The sequence below is a fragment of the Stenotrophomonas sp. SAM-B genome, from assembly GCF_013387485.1.
Classification (GTDB): Bacteria; Pseudomonadota; Gammaproteobacteria; order Xanthomonadales; family Xanthomonadaceae; genus Stenotrophomonas; species Stenotrophomonas maltophilia_AA.
Map to the genome: position 1 here is coordinate 425,856 of NZ_JABBXB010000004.1, position 16,054 is coordinate 441,909.

General features: G+C 66.7%; 10 protein-coding genes. 6 read left to right on the forward strand and 4 right to left on the reverse strand.

The window, feature by feature from the left end; translation table 11 throughout:
• Nucleotides 1-70 precede the first annotated feature (70 nt).
• Complete coding sequence (locus tag HH110_RS12065) at nucleotides 71-3,139, reverse strand: TonB-dependent receptor (protein ID WP_176989883.1); 3,069 nt, start codon at nucleotides 3,137-3,139, stop codon at nucleotides 71-73.
• 655 nt (nucleotides 3,140-3,794) lie between these two features.
• On the opposite strand from HH110_RS12065, the gene HH110_RS12070 reads away from it, so the two are divergent.
• The 6 genes from HH110_RS12070 to HH110_RS12095 all read left to right on the forward strand — a co-directional run bounded on the left by HH110_RS12070 (nucleotide 3,795) and on the right by HH110_RS12095 (nucleotide 13,619).
• On the forward strand, nucleotides 3,795-6,194 hold the full coding sequence (locus HH110_RS12070) for a GH92 family glycosyl hydrolase (protein ID WP_241696559.1): 2,400 nt from the start codon (nucleotides 3,795-3,797) through the stop codon (nucleotides 6,192-6,194).
• A gap of 118 nt (nucleotides 6,195-6,312) precedes the next feature.
• Nucleotides 6,313-7,356, forward strand: a complete 1,044-nt coding sequence (locus tag HH110_RS12075; RefSeq protein WP_176989885.1) for a LacI family DNA-binding transcriptional regulator — start codon at nucleotides 6,313-6,315, stop codon at nucleotides 7,354-7,356.
• Between the two features lie 44 nt (nucleotides 7,357-7,400).
• Nucleotides 7,401-8,711 (forward strand): L-fucose:H+ symporter permease, encoded by a 1,311-nt coding sequence (fucP, locus tag HH110_RS12080; protein WP_176989886.1) that lies wholly within the window; start codon nucleotides 7,401-7,403, stop codon nucleotides 8,709-8,711.
• 7 nt (nucleotides 8,712-8,718) lie between these two features.
• Nucleotides 8,719-9,714, forward strand: a complete 996-nt coding sequence (locus HH110_RS12085) for a carbohydrate kinase (protein WP_176989887.1) — start codon at nucleotides 8,719-8,721, stop codon at nucleotides 9,712-9,714.
• On the forward strand, nucleotides 9,711-10,904 hold the full coding sequence (locus HH110_RS12090; protein ID WP_176989888.1) for an AGE family epimerase/isomerase: 1,194 nt from the start codon (nucleotides 9,711-9,713) through the stop codon (nucleotides 10,902-10,904). Before HH110_RS12085 ends, HH110_RS12090 begins: the two co-directional genes overlap by 4 nt.
• Before the next feature lie 81 nt (nucleotides 10,905-10,985).
• Nucleotides 10,986-13,619, forward strand: a complete 2,634-nt coding sequence (locus HH110_RS12095; protein WP_176989889.1) for a glycoside hydrolase family 2 protein — start codon at nucleotides 10,986-10,988, stop codon at nucleotides 13,617-13,619.
• A 191-nt stretch (nucleotides 13,620-13,810) separates the two neighbouring features.
• Here the strand turns inward: HH110_RS12095 and mtnC are convergent, their stop codons facing one another.
• The 3 genes from mtnC to HH110_RS12110 form a co-directional block, all read right to left on the reverse strand.
• Complete coding sequence (gene mtnC, locus HH110_RS12100) at nucleotides 13,811-14,509, reverse strand: acireductone synthase (protein WP_176989890.1); 699 nt, start codon at nucleotides 14,507-14,509, stop codon at nucleotides 13,811-13,813.
• Nucleotides 14,510-14,512: 3 nt separating this feature from the next.
• Entirely contained in the window at nucleotides 14,513-15,076 is a 564-nt protein-coding gene (locus HH110_RS12105; protein ID WP_176989891.1) for an acireductone dioxygenase, read from the reverse strand.
• 117 nt (nucleotides 15,077-15,193) lie between these two features.
• Nucleotides 15,194-15,835: a methylthioribulose 1-phosphate dehydratase gene (locus HH110_RS12110; protein ID WP_026069746.1), complete on the reverse strand. Its 642-nt coding sequence runs from the start codon at nucleotides 15,833-15,835 to the stop codon at nucleotides 15,194-15,196.
• Nucleotides 15,836-16,054 lie beyond the last annotated feature (219 nt).

Genomic DNA, 16,054 nt, shown 5'->3' on the forward strand with positions numbered 1-16,054 from the left:
GCAGCCGCCTGTAGAAGCGCAGCTGCCGTGGAGGACCGTTGCCCCGCCCGGAGGCGGGGGCGGGTGATGCTTAGAACTTCCAGTTCACGCCGAAGTACAGCTGGCGGCCGGCGTAGATGTTGGACAGCAGGCGGGCTTCGCTGTCACCGCCGATGTAGCTCTGCAGCTCGGACTTGGTGGCGTTCAGCACCGAGGCGGTGACCGTCCAGTCCGGCGTGATGTTGTACGCCACGTTGAGGTCGAGCTGGTCGTAGGGCTTGGTGTAGGTGGTCAGGCCGTTGTTCAGGCCGCCCACCACTTCGCCACGGCGGTTGTACGAGGCGCGGGCCAGGATCGTGTCGTTCTCGTAGAAGATCGTGACGTTGGCCTGGTTCTTCGCGCTGCCCACCAGCGGCGACGCACCGATTTCCTCGCCATCCAGCACGATCGAGGCGAGGTTGGTGTCGTTGTAGGTGTAGTTGGCCTGCACGCCGAAGCCCATGTCGAAGGTGTACTGACCGTACACCTCGACACCCTGCGAAACGCCGTCACGGCCGTTGGCTTCCGTGGCGTACTTCTGCACGGTGACCGTCTGGCCGCCGACGGTCATCTGCTGGTCGCGCACCACCGGCACGGTGAAGTTGTCCACGTTCTTGCGGAACAGTGCCACGCCCGCGGCAGAGCCGGGCTTGAAGTACCACTCCACGCCAAGGTCGAACTGGACGGCTTCGAACGGTTCCAGGTTCTTGTTGCTGCCGGAGCCGTACCAGCCGGGGGTATCGGTGCCGCCGGCGACGCGGCGGTCGTTGCTGTATTCCTCGCTGATGTAGTTCAGGCCGCCCGGATAAGCGATGCTCGTGTAGCCCGGACGTGCGATGACCTTCGAGGCGGCACCGCGCAGCACCAAGGTGTCGGTGATGTCCCAGGCGATGTTGAAGCTCGGCAGGAAGTCGGTGTAGGTCTTGTCGAGCGAGCTGAGCGTGTACACCTTGTCGCGGACCTGGTTGTCCGGCAGGCGCACGAAGCCGCCCTGGCAGCGCAGGGTCGGATCCGCGGCCGGATCATCGCAGCTCATCGGCGAGCCGTTGGCGTTGTCGACGAAGTAATCGTTGAAGCGCTCGACCGAATCGCTGGACTGGGCGAACTGCTCGGTACGCACCACGCGCACGCCGACGTTGCCGCGCAGACGCTCGGTACGGAAGTTGGCCTGGAAATACCCGGAGTAGATCTTCTCGTTGACGTCGTAGACGAAGTCTTCTTCGGTGCGGTTGTGCGAGCCGCCGTAGGTCTGGTTGAGGTAGTTGATGTAGGCCGGGTAGTTGATGCCCGGGAATACGTTGGCGTTGAAGCCGCCCGCGATGTTGCTGATCGGGTTGGACAGGAAGAAGCCCGGCTGCGCATCACCGGCAGTCGAATCGCAGCCGGCCTGGTAACGGTTGTTGTCGTAGTCGGACGGGTCCAGGCCCTGGCACACCCAGTAGGTGTTGCCGGTGTTGCGGTGGACCTTGCCATCACGGTACTTGGTGCCGAACTGGATCGAGTCCAGCCAGCCGGTTTCGAACAGTTTGGTGAAGTCGGCCTGGAAGTAGTTCTGTTCGACCTCGGTCTGCATCCACGACGAATCGGTCGAGCCGGTGTCGACTTCTGCAATGCCGGCCATCAACTGCTGCTGCAGGTCCGGCGAGAACTGCACCGACGGCGTGCCGGTCAGGTCCCATGCGGTGTACTGATTGCCCGACAGGTAGTCGGGACCAACCTTGCGGCGCGGCTTGGCCGACATGCGGAAGTTCATCGACGGGCCGCCTTCGGACCACGTACGGCCGCCGGTGAACGAGGCCTTCCACAACGGGCTGATGTCCCACTCGACGGCCAGGTCGGCGGTCTGGGAAAGCGCCTTCTCCTTGCTGTAGCCACCGGTCAGCTGCGGGGTGGGGAGGGTGCAATCGTCCGGACCCCAGCCGCCCGGCGCCAGGCCGGCCGCTGCGGCCTGTTCTTCGCTGCAGATGTAGGCCTTGCCCGGCAGCTTCTCGAACTGCGCGCCGGTCACGATGCTGCCGCTGGGATCGAAGTCGAGCCCGTTGAGCAGCCGGCCGCCGGCCCAGTTACCGTCGCCGTCGAAGCGGGCCATGCTCCACTCCGGCACCTTGAGCATGTTCTGGGTGTAATCACCCTGCAGCTCGAAGCGGAAGTAGTTGGCGGTCAGGGTCAGGTTGTCCAGCGGCTTGAACTGGAAGGTCAGCTGGCCACCCTTGCGCTCGCGCTTCTCTTCCTTCACAGCGAAGTTCACCGAGGTCGGCATGAAGAAGTCGCTGTAGTTACCGCCGGTCTGGTTGTTGAAACCGGACTGCCCCCACCAGTAGTGGATGCCATCCTGCGGCAGCGCGTTGCCATTGGCATCACGCGCGTCGCCGGCGCCATACCACTGATAGTCCTCGGTGCTGGCTTCCATGGTGCGGCTGGTGCGCTTCTGCTGTGTCACGCCCACGAGCACGCCAAAGCGTTCGTCCTTGCTGTGCCAGGAATACAACGCCGAGGCCTGCGGATCGATGTCGTGGCTGGTGTCCGACGAGGTGCCTTCCAGATTCACGTACCCGGAGTTGGCTTCCATATCGAGCGGACGGCGGGTGTGCAGGATCACCGTGCCGCCGATGCCGCCTTCGTCGATGCGCGCTTCCGGAGATTTGAACAGCTCCGCGCTGGACAGCATGTTCGACGGCAGCAGCGTGTAATTGAACGAACGCGACGCCTCGTTGTTGGTTTCCGAGGTGGCGACGTAATTGCCGTTCAACTGGGTGAGGGTCAGATCGGGCGCGAGGCCGCGTACGCTGACGCTCTTGCCTTCGCCGCCGCTGCGCGTGATCACCACGCCGGGCACGCGCTGCAGCGCATCGGCGACGTTCTTGTCGGGGAACTTGCCCACGTCCTCGGCGGTGATCACTTCGACCACGGCGTTGGCGTCGCGCTTCTGCTGCAGGCTCTTTTCGATGGCGTAGCGGTACCCGGTGACGGTCACGCTGTCGAGCGTGGTCGCATCAGGGGTGCCGGTCGCGGCCGGGGTCGCTTGTTGCGCGAACGCGCTGGCGGGCACGACGGCCGCGGCCAAGGCGCTTGCGATGGCCGCGGACAACGTAACGCGGCGGTGCATGCGTGACATCTTCATTCCACTCTCTCCCTCTCCTGGATTGACACGGTGGCGATACGAATTCTTTGAATCGATCTAATGTTTGAAGCCCATTCTCCAGAGCGTCGAGTTGCCTGGCGCGTCCCGCATGCATCGCGTGGGGCAGTCCCCCGGCTCCCCACTTCCGGCAATCGTGACCGTTTTAAGTTGGATCGATCTAAACGATTGGCGGGTGATTTTTAACACGACCGTGCGGGCGAAGCATGCTGCTCCGCAATATGGATTCCCGGGGAGCTTTCGCTTGGCGAGGGCCCTGTCCCCGGCGGCACAGGCCGGACGGCCCCGGCCCTGCGGGTGGGCCGCTCACCATGAATCGGACTTCCGACCCGGGTTGCCCAGGTACGAGTGCGAAGCGGCATGGGCAGTGAATGGCCGCCCCAGGCAGGGCCATGTTGCAGCGCAGAATGCATCGCCTGAAATTCCCGTGCTTTACTTAAATCGATCTAAATTCACCGGGGTGTGGATTGGGTCGCCCAGTCCAGGGAACCCGCGGCACCCACCGCCAGGGGTTCGCGCTGCCGCCACGTCCGCCAAGGAGTCCGTGTCCGTGACCCGTTTTTCCAAGCGTCCTTCCGTTGTTCCCGCCGCCCATGCCGTCCCGGCACGCCGCCGCCCGCTGGCCGGCCTGGCCTTCCTGCTGGCGCTGAGCTGCGCGCCGCTGTTGCTGCAGGCCGCGCCCGCTGCACTGGAGCGTGAGGTCAACACCTTCATCGGCAGCAAGGACGATGGCAATACGTTCCCGGGCGCCTCGGCGCCGTTCGGCCTGATCCAGGTCAGCCCGATCGGCGAGCACTACGCCGGCTGGCGCTATGACGATCCCAAGATCCGCGGCTTCGGCCACTCCTTCCTGTCCGGCGCGGGCTGCTGGGAGCAGGGCGGCCAGGTTTCGGTCCTGCCGGTGACCGGCAGCATCGGCCCGGGCGGTGACTTCAACACCGACGACGCCAAGAGCTTCGACCACAAGCGCTACGCCTCGAGCTATACGCACGACGGTGAAGTCGGCCAGGCCGGCTACTACAAGGTGCGCCTGACCAATTACGGCGGCATCGATGCCGAGGCCACCGCGCGCACCCGCGCCGCGGCCGAGCGCTACACCTTTGCCGCCGACGCGACGACCGGCCATGTGCTGGTCAACCTCGGCCAGGCCAACGAGCGCCATTCGGTGATCGGCAGCGTGGTCGACGTGGTCGGCGACCGTGCCGTGGAAGGCAAGCTGGTCACCAAGAGCTTCTGCGGTGGGCATCAGTACACCACCTGGTTCCGCATCGAGTTCGATCGCCCGTTCAAGGCGTTCGGTATCTGGGGCGAGGGCGGCGGCCTGCCGGGCGCACGCCATGGCATGGAGGGCGAACTCAAGCCCAGCGGTGCCTGGCTCAGCTTCGACCTGGGCAAGGGCCGCGCCGTGACTGCGGTCAGTGCGATCTCGCACGTGGATGCCGAAGGCGCGCGCACCAACCTGCGCAGCGATGGCATGCAGGGCGACCGCCTGCTCGGCTTCGACCAGATGCGCCAGCTTGCGCAGCAGCAGTGGCGCAAGGAGCTGGCCGCGGTGCGCGTACAGGGCGGCAGCCACGATGATCGCACCGTGCTGTACACCGCGCTGTACCACGCGCTGCTGCAGCCGCTGACCGGCAGTGATGCCGATGGCCGCTACCGCGGTTACGACGACGCCATCCATCGCGCCGATGGCTGGACCTACTACGAGTACTTCTCGCTGTGGGATACCTACCGCGCACAGAACCAGTGGCTGGCGCTGACCAAGCCGGAGGTCGCGCGCGATATCGGCCGGACCCTGCTGGCCATCGAAGCGCAGGGTGGCTGGTTGCCGCGTTGGGGCTATGCCAACTTCGAAACCAACATCATGACGGGTGATCCGGTCACGCCGTTCCTGGTGGACCTCTGGCGGTTCGGCGCGCTCGCCGGCCGCGAAGGCGAGGCCTACACCGCGCTGCGCAAGAACGCGTTCGAGGTACCGCCGATGAACTCGCGTCATGCAGGCCGTTCGGGCAACCCGAGCTACCTGACCAACGGCTACGTGCAGTACGACCGCGCCTTCCCCTCCAAGGGCATGGACGTGGATCCGCACCACGGTGGCTCGGCGACGCTGGAATACGCGCTGGCCGACTGCGCGCTGGCGCAGATGGCCGATGGCCTCGGGCATGCCGCCGATGCCGGTGTGCTGCGCGAGCGCGGCCGCAACTGGCACAAGGTGTGGGACCCGTCGGTGCGGGACGAGGAGGGCGACTTCAACGGTTTCCCGCGTCCGCGCATGGAAGATGGCGCGTGGTACCTGCCCGCCGACGGCAAGTACAGCCCGCGCTCGCACCATGGTTTCCATGAAGGCACCGCGTGGCAGTACCAGTGGCTGGCGCAGCAGGACGTGCCCGGCCTGGTCCAGGCCATGCACGGTCGTGAGCAGGCGGCCCGTCGGCTGGATACGTTCTTCGCCTATGACGCACTCGTGAAGTCGCCGCTGACCGCCGCGCGCAAGGAATGGGTGGTCGGGCCGTACAGCTATTACAACCAGTACCGCTACAACCCCAACAACGAGCCCGACCTGCACGCGCCGTGGATGTATACGCTGATCGGGCAGCCGTGGAAGACCGCGACCGTGGTGCGTGCCGCGCAGCAGCTGTTCACCAATGCGCCCAACGGCGTGACCGGCAACGATGACCTGGGCACGATGTCGGCGTGGTACCTGTTCAGTGCGCTCGGTCTGTATCCGGCGGTGCCGGGCAGCGGCGAGTTCCTGCTGCATACGCCGCGTTTTGCCCGTGCCGAGATCGATCTGGGCCAGGGCAAGACACTCACTTTGAAGGCGCCGGGCGCCGATGGCCGCCAGCTGCAGTACGTCCAGAACGTCCAGATCGACGGCCGCGCGCATGCGCCCGTGTGGCTGGACTGGGCGCAGCTGCAGCGCGGTGGCACCATCGCCTTCGCGCTGGGCAGCACCGCCCCGGAGAACGGCTGGGGTACGCAGGCCGAGGCGCTGCCGGCCTCGTTCTGCGCCACCCCCGGCGCAGTGCTGGAATGAGCGGCGCGCCCGCCTGCGCCGAGGTCGTCCCCCCGGGGCTGACCGCCGGCACGGGCGCGGACCGCTGGCCAATGCGATCGTTTAGGCTTGCACCTTGCTTGAGGAACCCGACGACCCGATGAAAGACAAGGCCACCCCCGCCGGCAAAGGCACGCGCGCGGTCACCGTGACCGACATCGCCGAAGCGATCGGCGTGTCGCGCGCGACCGTGTCGCTGGTGCTGCGTGGCAGCCCCCTGGTGAACGTCGACACCCGTGCCAAGGTGGAGGCCGAACTGCGGCGCCAGCGCTACGTCTACAACCGCGGCGCGGCCAACCTGCGTCGGCGCACGTCTTCGAGTGTGGCCCTGGTCATCAACGACCTGTCCAACCCGTTCTTCGCCGAATTCGCCTCCGGGGTGGACGAAGCGCTGGGCGGCAAGGGCTTCGTGACCCTGCTCGGCAGCACCGGTGAATCGCCGGAGCGGCAGCAGGCCGTGCTGACCACCTTGATGGAGCACATGCCGGCCGGGCTGATCCTGTCGCCGGCCGAGGGCAGTGATACGGGGCAGCTCCGGCAGGTGCTCGGCCATGCCAACGTGCTGCTGTTCAATCGCGAACTGCCCGGCGCAGAGTGGGACTTCCTGACCCTGGACAACCAGCAGGGTGCCTACCTGGCCACCCGCCATCTGATCGAACAGGGCCACCGCCGCATCGCGTTCTATGGCGGCCATGCGGTCTCCAGTTCGTGCCATCAGCGTCGTACCGGGTATGCGCAGGCGCTGGTCGAGGCGGGCATGCCGGTGCAGCCGGCGTGGCTGATCGAAACATCGCCCAGTCGTCTGGATGCGGCCGCGCGGACCGGCGAGCTGTTCGCGCTCGGTGACGTGCCGACCGCAGCGGTCTGCTACAACGACAGCGTCGCGCTGGGCCTGATGCTGGGCCTGGCCTCGCGCGGCGTGCAGCCGGGCCGCGACTTCGCGGTGACCGGTTTCGATGACATTTCCGAGGCCTCGGTGGCATCGCCGCCGCTGACCACGCTGACCGTCAATCCGCGCGAGCGCGGGCGGCAGGCAGCCGAACTGCTGTTGCTGCGTCTGGACCATCCCGACGCTGCGCCGGCCCGTACCGTTGCACCGGTCCAGCTCCGCGTTCGCGAGAGCAGTGGCGCGATGACCGTCTGATGGTTTCCCCAATCACCTGCTCGCGCACTGAGGCGCGTACCTGAATGCCCATCTCTCCTACGCCCCGCCTCCCATCCTCATCCTCCGCTGCGCCCGTGGTGAACACGCGTGTCGCGCTGGCCGTGGCGACCACCATCTTCTTCATGTGGGGCTTCCTCACCTGCCTCAACGACATCCTGATCCCGCATCTGAAGGCGGTGTTCGAACTGAACTACGCCCGCGCGATGCTGGTGCAGTTCACCTTCTTCGGTGCGTACTTCCTGATGTCGCTCCCGGCCGGCCGGCTGGTCGCGCATCTGGGCTACAAGAAGGGCATCGTGGCCGGCCTGGCGATTGCCGCGGTCGGTGCGCTGGGCTTCTGGCCGGCGGCCGAACTGCGCGTGTATGAAGCCTTCCTGGGTGCCCTGTTCGTGCTGGCCACCGGCATCACCGTGCTGCAGGTCGCGGCCAACCCGTACGTGGCGCTGCTTGGCCCGGAGCAGACGGCCTCCAGCCGCCTGACCCTGGCCCAGGCGCTGAACTCGCTGGGTACCGCGATCGCGCCGATCTTCGGCGGGCTGCTGATCCTGGGCAACACGGTCAAGAGTGCCGACGAGATCGGCGCGCTGCCGGCCGCCGAGCAGATCGCCTACCGCGTGCAGGAAGCGCAGTCCGTGCAGGGCCCGTACGTGGGCCTGGCCGTGGCGCTGTTCCTGCTGGCGGTATTCGTTTATCTGTTCCGCCTGCCGGCGCTGACTGAAACCACCGAGCAGGCCGATACCAGCAAGCACACCCTGCTGGATGCGCTGCGCCATCGCCACGTGCTGTTCGGCGTGCTGGCGATCTTCTTCTACGTGGGTGCGGAAGTGTCGATCGGCAGCTTCCTGGTCAACTACCTGTCGCTGCCCAACATCGGCGGCTTCACCGAGAAGGAAGCCACCCATTACGTCTCGGCGTACTGGACGCTGGCGATGATCGGTCGTTTCGCCGGCTCGGCGATCATGACCCGGTTCTCGCCGCGCGTGCTGCTCACCCTGTTCGCAGGCATGAACGTCGCACTGCTGGCGCTGACCATGCTCAGCCAGGGGCAGGTCGCGTTGTACTCGATCGTGGCGGTGGGTCTGTTCAACTCCATCATGTTCCCGACCATCTTCGCGCTGAGCATCGAACGCCTGGGCACGCTGACCAACAAGGCCTCCAGCCTGTTGATCATGGCCATCGTCGGTGGCGCGGTGGTGCCGTACCTGCAGGGCCTGCTGGCCGACAGCATCGGGCTGCATGAGTCCTTCATCCTGCCGCTGCTGTGCTACGGCTACATCATCTTCTACGGCCTGTCCGGTTCGCGCCCGGCCGTCGGATTCCGCCAGGGAGCTTGAGGCCACGATGTCCAAGATTGTTTGTTTCGGCGAGATTTTGATCGATCTACTTGCCCAGCCGCCGGCCACCCCGGACACCCCGCGTGCCTTCCTGCAGTACGCCGGCGGTGCGCCGGCCAACGTCGCCGTGGCGGCCGCAAGGCTCGGTGCGGATACCCATTTTGCCGGGATGCTCGGCCAGGACATGTTCGGCGACTTCCTTGCCGAGAGCCTGGCCAGTGCCGGCGTGGCGACCGACTGCATCGTGCGCACCGACGCGGCCAAGACCGCGCTGGCGTTCGTCGCGCTGGATGCCAGCGGCGAGCGCAGCTTCAGTTTCTACCGCCCGCCGGCAGCCGACCTGCTGTTCCGCAGCGCGCACTTCCACCCGAACTGCTTCGACGGTACGCGCAGCTTCCACGTGTGCTCCAACAGCCTGACCGAAGCGGAGATCGCCGACGCCACGCTCGAGGGCATGCGCCGCGCCCGCCAGGCCGGTGCGATGGTCAGCCTCGATCTCAACCTGCGCCCGGCGCTGTGGCCGACCGGTGTCGACCCGCTGCCGCGGCTGTGGGAAGCGTTGTCGCTGGCCGACCTGGTCAAGCTCTCTCGCGAGGAACTGGAGTACCTGGCGGCCTCGGTGCCCGGCGGTGATGCCGCCGTGGTCGAGCGCCTGCTCGCTGCGCAGGCCCAGGCGGTGGTGATCACCGACGGCGCCGCACCGATCCGCTGGCATACCCGCCACACCCACGGCGTGCTCACCGGCTTCCGCGTCACCACGGTGGATTCGACCGCGGCCGGCGATGCCTTCGTCGGCGGCCTGCTGTTCGGAATCGGCGAGCGCGGCGGGGACGGCGCCGGTTTCGCCGCGTTCTGCCAGGACCCCGCCGGGTTGGTCGAGGCGATCCGCTTCGGCGCGGCCGTCGGTGCATTGGCCGTGACCCGCAAGGGCGCTTTCGCCGCGATGCCCAGCCTCCATGAAGTCCAGCAACTGCTGCAGCAACAACAGGATGACGCCGCATGACCACGCCGGTTCCGCCGACCCCCGACTTCCGCTCGCCCGCGTTCCTGCGCGCCCACATCGCGCAGACGATGGCGTTCTACCAGCCGCATGAAATCGACCCGAACGGCGGCTTCTTCCATTACTACCGTGACGATGGCAGCGTGTATGACGCCGGCCACCGTCATCTGGTCAGCAGCGCCCGCTTCGTGTTCAACCATGCGATGGCCTACCGCGAATTCGGCAAGCCCGAGGACCTGGCGGCGGTCGAGCATGGTCTGCGCTACCTGCGCGAGGTGCATCGCAACCCAGCGACGGGCGGTTATGCATGGACGCTGCGCGATGGCGTGGTCGAAGATGCGACCAACCACTGCTATGGCGTGGCCTTCGTGCTGCTGGCCTACAGCTGCGCGCTGAAGGCCGGGATCGGCGAAGCGCGGTCGTGGATGGACGAGACCTGGCAGCTGCTGGAAGCGCGCTTCTGGGAACCGGCGTTCGGCCTGTACAAGGACGAAGCCGACGCCGACTGGCACTTCAGCGACTACCGTGGCCAGAACGCCAACATGCATATGTGCGAGGCGATGCTGGCCGCGTTCGAGGCAAGCGGTGAGCGGCGCTATCTCGATCGTGCGCTGCTGCTGGCCGATCACATGACCCGTCGCCAGGCGGCGCAGGGCGATGGCCTGGTGTGGGAGCACTACGACACCCAGTGGCAGATCGACTGGGATTACAACCGCGACGACCCCAAGCACCTGTTCCGCCCGTGGGGCTTCCAGCCGGGCCACCAGACCGAGTGGGCCAAGCTGCTGCTGATCCTGGACCGCCACGTGCAGGCCGACTGGCTGGTACCGACGGCGCGGCATCTGTTCGATGTGGCGGTGGAACGCAGCTGGGACGCCGGGCGCGGCGGGCTGTATTACGGCTTCGCGCCGGATGGCAGCGTCTGCGATGACGACAAGTATTTCTGGGTGCAGGCCGAATCCCTGGCCACCGCCGCGCTGCTGGCCAAGCGCACCGGCGACGTCGTGTACTGGGACTGGTATGACAGGTTGTGGGGCTACGCCTGGCAGCACATGATCGATCATCGCCATGGCGCCTGGTATCGCATCCTGGATGCGGACAACCGCAAATACAGCGACGAGAAGAGCCCGGCGGGCAAGACCGATTACCACACCATGGGCGCGTGCTACGAAGTGCTCAACGTGGTGCGTTGATCGGCGGGTCGCCAGTGGGTGTCTGAACGTGCCGGCCCCGGGCCGGCCGGCATAAGCGGGTCAACAACGAGGCAGACTGCCATGCGTCATTTCCGTGTCGTCCGTGCGGCCTGCTGGCTGCTGTTGCTGCTGGTGGGATCGTGGGTGCTGCCGGTGACGGCAGCGCCGCTGCAGGCCCAGTGGAGCTTCCGCCTGTTGCCCGGCGACGCCCAGCTGCGCACCCATCCACAGTTGGCCGGCTGGCGCACCGCGCAGGTGCCTGGCGCGGTGCATACCGACCTGCTGGCACAGGGACAGATTCCCGATCCGTACGTCGGCGCCCCTGAGGCCGGCCTGCAGTGGATCGGCCTGGCCGACTGGGAATACCGTGCGCAGTTCGATGTGGATGCGGCGACGCTGGCGCGCGCACATGCCGAGCTTGCGTTCGAAGGCCTGGATACGTTCGCGACCGTCACCCTCAACGGCCAGCCGCTGCTGCAGGCGAACAACAGCCATCGCACCTGGCGTGCGCGGGTCGACGGCAGGTTGCGCGCCCGCGGCAATGAACTGCGCATCGTGCTGCGCTCGCCGATCCGCACGCTGCTGCCGGACGTGCAGGCGATGCCGCACAAGATCGCCGGCAACTACCCCTCGCCCTATGGCGATGAACCCAAAGACGCGATGGTCGGCAATTTCGTGCGCAAGCCGGGCTACCACTTCGGCTGGGATTGGGGTCCGCGTTACGTGACTGCCGGCATCTGGCGGCCGGTGCGGCTGGAGAGCTGGGACGCACAGCGGCTCACGGCGCTGGCCGTGCAGACCCGCGCCCTGGACGCGGCCCGCGCGGACCTCGAGGTCGCGGTCGAGGTGGAGAGTGCGGCGGCGGGGACCGCGGCGGTGCAACTGGAGGTACTCGATCCGGACGGTAAGCGAGTAGCGCGCATCGACCGCACGGCGATGCTCCAGGCGGGCGACAACCGCATCACGATCCCGGTGACGCTGCAGAAGCCGCGACGCTGGTGGCCGGTCGGGCAGGGCGAGCAGGCGCGCTATACCGTGCGCGCCACCCTGGCACCGGGGACCGCCGATGCGTCCCGCATCGAGCAGCGCACCGGCCTGCGCACCGTCAAACTGCGGCGGGAGGCGGACCGCAACGGCGGGCAGGGCTTCGCGTTCGTGATCAACGGCGTGCCGATCTTCGCCAAGGGCGCCAACGTGATTCCGTTCGACATGTTCCCGGCGCGCGTGGACGAGGCGCGGATCCGGCGCGAGCTGACCGCGGCGCGCGATGCCAACATGAACATGCTGCGCAACTGGGGCGGCGGTTACTACGAAGACGATGTGTTCTTCGACATCGCCGACGAGCTGGGCCTGCTGGTCTGGCAGGACTTCATGTTCGGGGGCGGCATGCAGCCCGGCTACGATCCGGCGTTCCGCGCGAACGTGGTCGACGAAGCGCGCGACAACGTGCGGCGCCTGCGCCATCACCCCAGCGTGGTGGTGTGGTGCGGCAACAACGAAGAAGAGACCGCGTGGAAGGACTGGGGCCACGGCCGTAACCTGACGGCGGCGGACCCCGTGTTCGCCGCGAAGGTCTGGCAGGGCTACGTGGACCTGTTCGGCAATGATCTGCGCCAGGTGGTGGCCGAGGAGGGATTGGGCGTGCCGTACTGGTCGAGCTCACCGGGCAACGACCTGGACGAAAAGGCCAACGATTCCACCCGCGGCGACAAGCACTACTGGCAGGTGTGGGGCAATCCGGCGCTGCCGGTGACCGCCTACCTGCGCGAGACACCGCGTTTCATGTCCGAGTACGGACTGCAGGCCTGGCCGGTGCTGCGCACGCTGGACGGCATCATTCCCGCCGACGAGCAGCAGGTCGACAGCCCGACGGTGCGCGCGCACCAGAAATTCATGGCGGGCGAGGGCAACCAGCGCCTGCTCAAGTATATCGAGGAGGAGTACGGCACGCCTCGCGACTTCCCGGCATTCGTGTACCTGAGCCAGGTGATGCAGGCCGACGGCATCCAGCTGGCCGCCCTGCATCACCGTGCCTCACGGCCGTACACGATGGGCTCGCTGTATTGGCAGCTCAACGATGTGTGGCCGGGTGCGTCGTGGTCGAGCATCGACTACGCCGGGCGCTGGAAGGCGCTGCATTTCCACGCCAGGCGCTTCTTCGCCGACCACGCGGTCGCGGCGCTGCGCGATGACGGCATGACCCGGGTGAGTCTGCTCAATGATCGCCAACAGGGCCTGCAGGCGACATGGCGGCTGCGCGTGTTCGATCTCGATGGCGCGCTGCGCAGCGAGCAGCGGCATACCGTGGCCCTGCCGCCGTTGTCCGCGCTGGAGGTGGGGCGATTTGCCGATGCCGATCTGTTGAAGGGGGCCGATCCGACGCGCACCGTGGCGGTGGTCGAGCTGTTCGACGGCGGGAAACTGCTGTCGCAGCAGGTGGTGTATTTCGTGCCGGCCAAGGCCTTGGCGCTGTCACGGCCGGCCATCGACAGCGAACTGCGCGCCGATGGCGACGGTTACATGTTGACGCTGCGCTCGGCCACGCTGGCGCGGGCGCTGTGGATCGCGTTCGAAGGGCTGGATGCCACGCTCGACGACAACGCGCTGGACCTGGTGCCGGGCGCGACGGTGACGATCCGGCTGCGCGCGGATGCGGATCTTGCGACGCTGCGCCGGACGTTGCGCCTGCAGTCCCTGGCAGACGTCATCCGGTAGAGCCACGCCATGCGTGGCTGGCGTGGTGCCGGCATCGTGCGAACAGCATCCACGCATGGCGTGGATCTACCTCGTATCACGAACGTGCAATCGCGGCAGACATCCGGAGGGTGTAGAGCCACGCCATGCGTGGCTGGCGCTGGGCCTGTATCGTGCGAACAGCATCCGCAGGGCGTGGAGGATGTACCCGGTTACAGCGTGATCTGCTGGAAATTCTCGAGGCGGTCGTGGCCGTGCGTGGCCTCACCATTGCGCGGCAGCGGGTAATCCTCAAGCCGATCCAGCAGGCGGGTCTGCAGGCCGGCCTCGCGCGCAGCATCCAGCTCTTCCACCACATCGGACAGGAACACGATCTGCCCGGCAGGCACCCCGATGGCCTCGACGATGTGGCGGTAGCTGTCCGCCTCGCGCTTGCCGCCGACTTCGGTGTCGAACCAGCCCGACACCAGCCCCGTCAGGTCACCGGCCTCGCTGAAGCCGAAGAACAGCTTCTGCGACGGGACCGAACCGGAGGAATACACGTACAGCGGCTTGCCCTCCGCATGCCAGCCCTTCAGCACGGCGGCGACTTCCGGGTAGAAGTGCGCCTTGTAGTCGCCGTTGCGGTAACCGGCTTCCCAGATCATGCCCTGCAGCGCCTTGAGCGCGGTGTGCTTGCGGTCCTGGTCGATCCAGCCCTGCAGCGTCTCCACGATCAGGCTGTCCTGGCAGGCGCCGCCGATCTCGACCGCCACCGCGTCCAGCCAGCGGCGTACCTGCGGCTCCTGGCCATGCGCGGCAACGAATGCCGGCAGCGCCTTGCGCGCGTACGGGAACAGCACGTTCTTGACGAACGAAATGCTGCTGGTGGTGCCCTCGATATCGGTGAGGATGACGGTCGGATGCGGCATGGATCAGTCGGCCTGGTGCTGTGCGGGGTGGTAACGCGGGAAGGTCTGGGCGATGTCGCTGCCGGTGAAATGGCCGACCCAGCCATCCGGCTCGGTGAAGAAGCGGATCGCCACGAAGCTCGGCTCCTCGCCCATGTCGAACCAATGGGTGATGCCATCGGGCACGGCGATCAGATCGTTCTTGACGCACTCGATCTCGTAGACCTTGCCGTCCACGTGCAGGGTGAACAGCCCCGACCCGGCAACGAAGAAGCGGACCTCGTCTTCCTTGTGGAAGTGCTCGTCCAGGAACTTCCTGCGCAGCTCGGCGCGGTTCGGGTTGTCCGGTGCGATCGATGCGACGTCCACGCTCTTGAAGCCGTGCGTGGCAACCAGCCGGTCGATATCGACCCTGTAGGCGGCGAAGACCTCGTCCTGGCTGGCGCCCGGCGCGACCTCATGGGCCGCCTGCCAGCGCTCGAAGGTGACGCCGATCGGCTTGAGTTCGGCGGCGATCGCCTCGCCATCCCGGCTGTCGAACAGCGGGACATCCGGGGCGGTGTCATCAAATATGCGGAGTCGGCTCATGGCGGCAGCATCGAGGCGAAGAGGGGAAGGAAAGGGTACCAGTGCGGCGCCGGGGTGGGGGCGACGCACTGATGCCGAAGCGCGGAATACAGATTCTCTTCAGGAATCTGAGCGCGATCAGCCACGCAGCTTGCGCAGTTCCAGCTCACAGTGCAGCAGGAATTCGAAGGCTTCCATGTGGCGGCGCGCCTCGGCCATGGTGCGGCCCCAGGCGTACAGGCCGTGGCCGTCGATCAGGTAACCCCACAGCGGCTGGGTGTCGAGCAGGGCATCGACCTGGGCCGAGAGCACGTCCATGTCCTGGGTGTTGGCGAACACCGGCACATCGACCGCCATCTCGTGGGTGCTGTTGCCGTGGAAGGCCTTCAGCAGCTCGTAGCCTTCCAGCCGGATGTGGCCTTGCGGCGCATACAGCCGCGAGGCGATGGTCTGCACCGGCGAATGGGTGTGCAGCACGCAGCCGATCTCCGGGAAACGGCGGTACAGCTGGGTATGCAGCAGGGTCTCGGCGGAGGGGCGCAGCGGGCGGCCGACGGCCTTGCCGTCGAAATCCACCACCATGATGTCGTCCTCCACCAGCCGGCCCTTGTCCTTGCCGGAGACGGTGATCGCGGCATGGCGGTCATCCAGCCGGTGGGAGAAGTTGCTGCTGGTGGCCGGGGTCCAGCCGGCGTGGGCCAGCTCGCGGACGTTGTCGATCAGCAGCTGGGCCAGTTCGCTCAGGCGCGCGGTGTCGTACGGGAAGGTGGGAGTGCTCATGCCGGTCATTTTAGCTAGGTCAACAGCTAAAAGCAGGTTCTATGCTGGGCCGGACGGGATGGGGTTTGCGGGGGACGCCGCAAGTACGTCCCTGTAGCAACTGTGTTGTTGGAGGGACTTCGGCCCCTCCAGCAGACGGGCGCGGTAGTGCCGGCCGCTGGCCGGCAGCCTTTGGAGATGTGCCCGGGCGTGCTTCAGGCGGGGATTAGACCGCTTTGA

Excerpts from the sequence above, each read along its gene's own strand:
- HH110_RS12065 (WP_176989883.1), bottom strand. The coding sequence starts at position 3,139 with ATGAAGATGTCACGCATGCACCGCCGCGTTACGTTGTCCGCGGCCATC.
- HH110_RS12075 (WP_176989885.1), top strand. The coding sequence starts at position 6,313 with ATGAAAGACAAGGCCACCCCCGCCGGCAAAGGCACGCGCGCGGTCACC.
- fucP (WP_176989886.1), top strand. The coding sequence starts at position 7,401 with ATGCCCATCTCTCCTACGCCCCGCCTCCCATCCTCATCCTCCGCTGCG.
- HH110_RS12085 (WP_176989887.1), top strand. The coding sequence starts at position 8,719 with ATGTCCAAGATTGTTTGTTTCGGCGAGATTTTGATCGATCTACTTGCC.
- HH110_RS12090 (WP_176989888.1), top strand. The coding sequence starts at position 9,711 with ATGACCACGCCGGTTCCGCCGACCCCCGACTTCCGCTCGCCCGCGTTC.
- HH110_RS12095 (WP_176989889.1), top strand. The coding sequence starts at position 10,986 with ATGCGTCATTTCCGTGTCGTCCGTGCGGCCTGCTGGCTGCTGTTGCTG.
- mtnC (WP_176989890.1), bottom strand. The coding sequence starts at position 14,509 with ATGCCGCATCCGACCGTCATCCTCACCGATATCGAGGGCACCACCAGC.
- HH110_RS12105 (WP_176989891.1), bottom strand. The coding sequence starts at position 15,076 with ATGAGCCGACTCCGCATATTTGATGACACCGCCCCGGATGTCCCGCTG.
- HH110_RS12110 (WP_026069746.1), bottom strand. The coding sequence starts at position 15,835 with ATGAGCACTCCCACCTTCCCGTACGACACCGCGCGCCTGAGCGAACTG.